The organism is Chitinophaga sp., from assembly GCF_035564935.1.
Taxonomy (GTDB): domain Bacteria; phylum Bacteroidota; class Bacteroidia; order Chitinophagales; family Chitinophagaceae; genus Chitinophaga.
In genome coordinates, this window is record NZ_DATMTE010000941.1 from 1 (window position 1) to 2,840 (window position 2,840).

Here is a 2,840-nt window from a genome sequence, read left to right on the forward strand (position 1 = left end):
ATTCATTGAAGCTATCTTGATCAGGATGGTTCGTAAATATGCTGCATTCAATAACAGTGAGACTATATAGCAAAATGCTGTTCAACTTGTTATCGTGACGCCAAATCTGTTTAACAAACAACGGAAGCTATCTAGCCAGTCGATAGATCTCTTCTCAAGGGTTTAGTTACATCAGCGTATCTTGTTTTACGCTTCCCTGCGATCCCCGCGGGATTCGAACCCGCATTCCCCTTCCGGGGCAGTATGGCTGTAAATACGCTTCCCTACTCTCCTTCCGGTTTTTGGTGCAACTGTAAATTCTGATCATTGCAGCGTGCATCCGCAACGATATGTATCCATACACTCCACGGCGACGTAATTTTTCCGCAGCTTTATCCATTTTAAGCGAGAGGATCATTGTTTCACAAAGATGCATACCCATCTGCGCAATACACCTGCGCAGTTCAAAGAAAAAATATTTTTATTTATGTAGTTAACTACGTAGTTTTGTACCATAAATAATTACAAATGAATACCACACAAGATATAAGACCCATTCACAACGAATATTGCCAGGAAATAATTGACATTATCCTGCCTATCCAGCAAAAGGAATTTAATGTCCCCGTTACAATTGAGGACCAGCCGGACCTGTTTGACATAGAAACCAATTACCACAACACCGGCGGCGGATTCTGGGGAGGTTTTGTAAACGGGGAACTGGCCGGCACCATTGCACTCATCGGTATCGGGCATAACGCCGGCGCTATCCGGAAAATGTTTGTGAAAAAGGAATACCGGGGAAAAGATACGGGCATTGGCCAGCAACTGCTGGAAGAACTGATCGCCTTTTGCAGATCAGTTGAAATAAAAGACCTGTATCTCGGTACGGTCGACAAACTCGCTGCTGCCCGCCGCTTCTATGAGCGCAACGGGTTTAAAGAAATAAAAAAAACGGATTTACCGTCGTATTTTCCCCTGATGAATGCGGATAATATATTTTACCACTTACACCTTAACGATTGACAAGTATGATAAATGTGATCGATGAATCAGGGATACTGGCTATTTCCACCAGGCTGCAGCGCCTCAGCGACCAGCTGCGGAAAGACGGCCTGCAGATCTATAAGGCCAATGGGATCGATTTTGAGCCCAAATGGTTCCCGGTGATCTATACCCTGCACCTGAAGCCTGTGCTCAGCGTGGTGGAAATTGCCGGGGAAATTGGGTATTCCCACCCTTCTACTATCAGCCTGCTGAAAGAACTGGAAAAGCAAAAGCTGATCCGCTCCAAAAAAGACAAAACCGACGAAAGGAAAAGACTTATCCAGCTCACGGAAAAAGGGAAAGTCCTGATCAGCGATATGCAACCCATATGGAATAAGATGGTAGTGGCCCTCACAGCGCTAACAGATACAAAAAATAACCTGATGAAGGCAATTGAAGAAGTAGAGCAACAAATGAAATCGTTTAGTTTTTTTGAAAGAACACAGCAACTATAGTCAGGCCAACAGCCCGCTTACCAACGCCTTCCATTGCAGTTTTGAGATACCGATCGCTCCCGTAGAGCCCACAACGGCATTCCGGATCTTATCTCCCAGATCCGCGGCCTGTGTATTTGGCACCTCATTACGTCCGTAAACGGCGGCAGTTATTTCCGCATGATCGCGCATTAGCACAAAGGAACTGCTGGCTTCCTTGCGCAGGAAATGCGCAATACCGGCGCTCTTCTGAACCGGGTGCTCCGATGGCCTGGCCCTGATAAAGAATACCTCCTGGTGCTCATTAAGCGCCACATGCTCTTTCTGCTCAATCTTTACCCAGTCGAACCCCTTGCCGGCACTATTACCCGGTCCCGGAATATCTATCCTTATGTACATGCCGGTTTCCGCCTGCCCCTCCGCAGGTTTCCCCGCCAGGTCCGTTAGCTGGAAGCCGGACGAAATGCTCCCGATGAGCGCCGCCCATTGGTTTACATCCAGTAAACGCGCCATAACGGTTTTGAAAAAATCGCGCGCCGCCACCTCATGCACCAGTGTTTTCACCTCGGAAGTAGTGGTAGCTTCGCCCGTGTACTGCGCCGGAATAAACGGCGCTGCAATATTATCTCCCATACCCTTGAAATTTTCCGGTAAAATATTCTGTAAAGATTGCGATAAAAAACTTGTGCCAATTTTATATTACACCTACCTTTGGGATGTAAAAGTAGGGACTTTGTATTCCGGACCTGGTAATTCCGTCGTTCAAATCGATGTTATAAGGAAGCTCCGATCTGTCTTCCGCCACTTTTGACCATATTACTCTTCATAAGAGCGCCATTCCCACAACTGTCAGCACGTTAGTAATTGTAAACTGCACCTTGCCACAGCTTTGCCTGTACGCAGGGAAGTACAATTTGTTGATGTTTAAAGATACGGAATATGAATAGTATATACTCGCTTATAGTGAGCTGTTTTCTATACCTGGCCTGCAGCAATGCAAAGCCTAACCAAACAAACGGCAAAATCACCGGCCGGTGGCTGCCTGTTAAAACGGTGATGAGCTGCATTGAAGATGGTAAAAAGACCTTTGAAAAAACGGACTCCAGTTTCAGCGAACTGGATCTGATGATCTTTAAAGAGAACGGCGTACTGGAAGACGGCGGCCAGCGCTACGAAGCCTATACCATTGATCTGAAAACAAAAGAACTCACCCTCCAGGAAGGCAACGGGTATGGCATCACCTTTAAAATAAGGACCATGAACCCCGAAGAACTGGTGATCTTCCGGGAAGATGAGGAGATCTTTAAAAGAACAAAACGACAGATGAAACTGGAAATCTATTTCCGCCGCATCTGATTATTCCGGCACTGGTAAAATAAT

General features: G+C 46.2%; 4 protein-coding genes. 3 read left to right on the forward strand and 1 reads right to left on the reverse strand.

Annotated features, from left to right (window positions below; genetic code table 11):
• Positions 1 to 507: 507 nt before the first annotated feature.
• The gene (locus tag VN105_RS24460) at positions 508 to 1,005 is read left to right on the forward strand and encodes a GNAT family N-acetyltransferase (protein WP_325645174.1); all 498 of its coding nucleotides are present in this window, start codon (positions 508 to 510) and stop codon (positions 1,003 to 1,005) included.
• Positions 1,006 to 1,010: 5 nt separating this feature from the next.
• On the forward strand, positions 1,011 to 1,481 hold the full coding sequence (locus tag VN105_RS24465; protein ID WP_325645176.1) for a MarR family winged helix-turn-helix transcriptional regulator: 471 nt from the start codon (positions 1,011 to 1,013) through the stop codon (positions 1,479 to 1,481).
• Here VN105_RS24465 and VN105_RS24470 read toward each other — a convergent pair whose 3' ends face one another.
• Positions 1,482 to 2,093 (reverse strand): hypothetical protein, encoded by a 612-nt coding sequence (locus tag VN105_RS24470; protein WP_325645178.1) that lies wholly within the window; start codon positions 2,091 to 2,093, stop codon positions 1,482 to 1,484. It abuts the gene before it with no gap.
• Positions 2,094 to 2,399: 306 nt separating this feature from the next.
• Between VN105_RS24470 and VN105_RS24475 the strand changes: the two genes are divergently transcribed.
• Positions 2,400 to 2,816: a hypothetical protein gene (locus VN105_RS24475; RefSeq protein ID WP_325645179.1), complete on the forward strand. Its 417-nt coding sequence runs from the start codon at positions 2,400 to 2,402 to the stop codon at positions 2,814 to 2,816.
• The last annotated feature ends 24 nt before the right edge of the window (positions 2,817 to 2,840 follow it).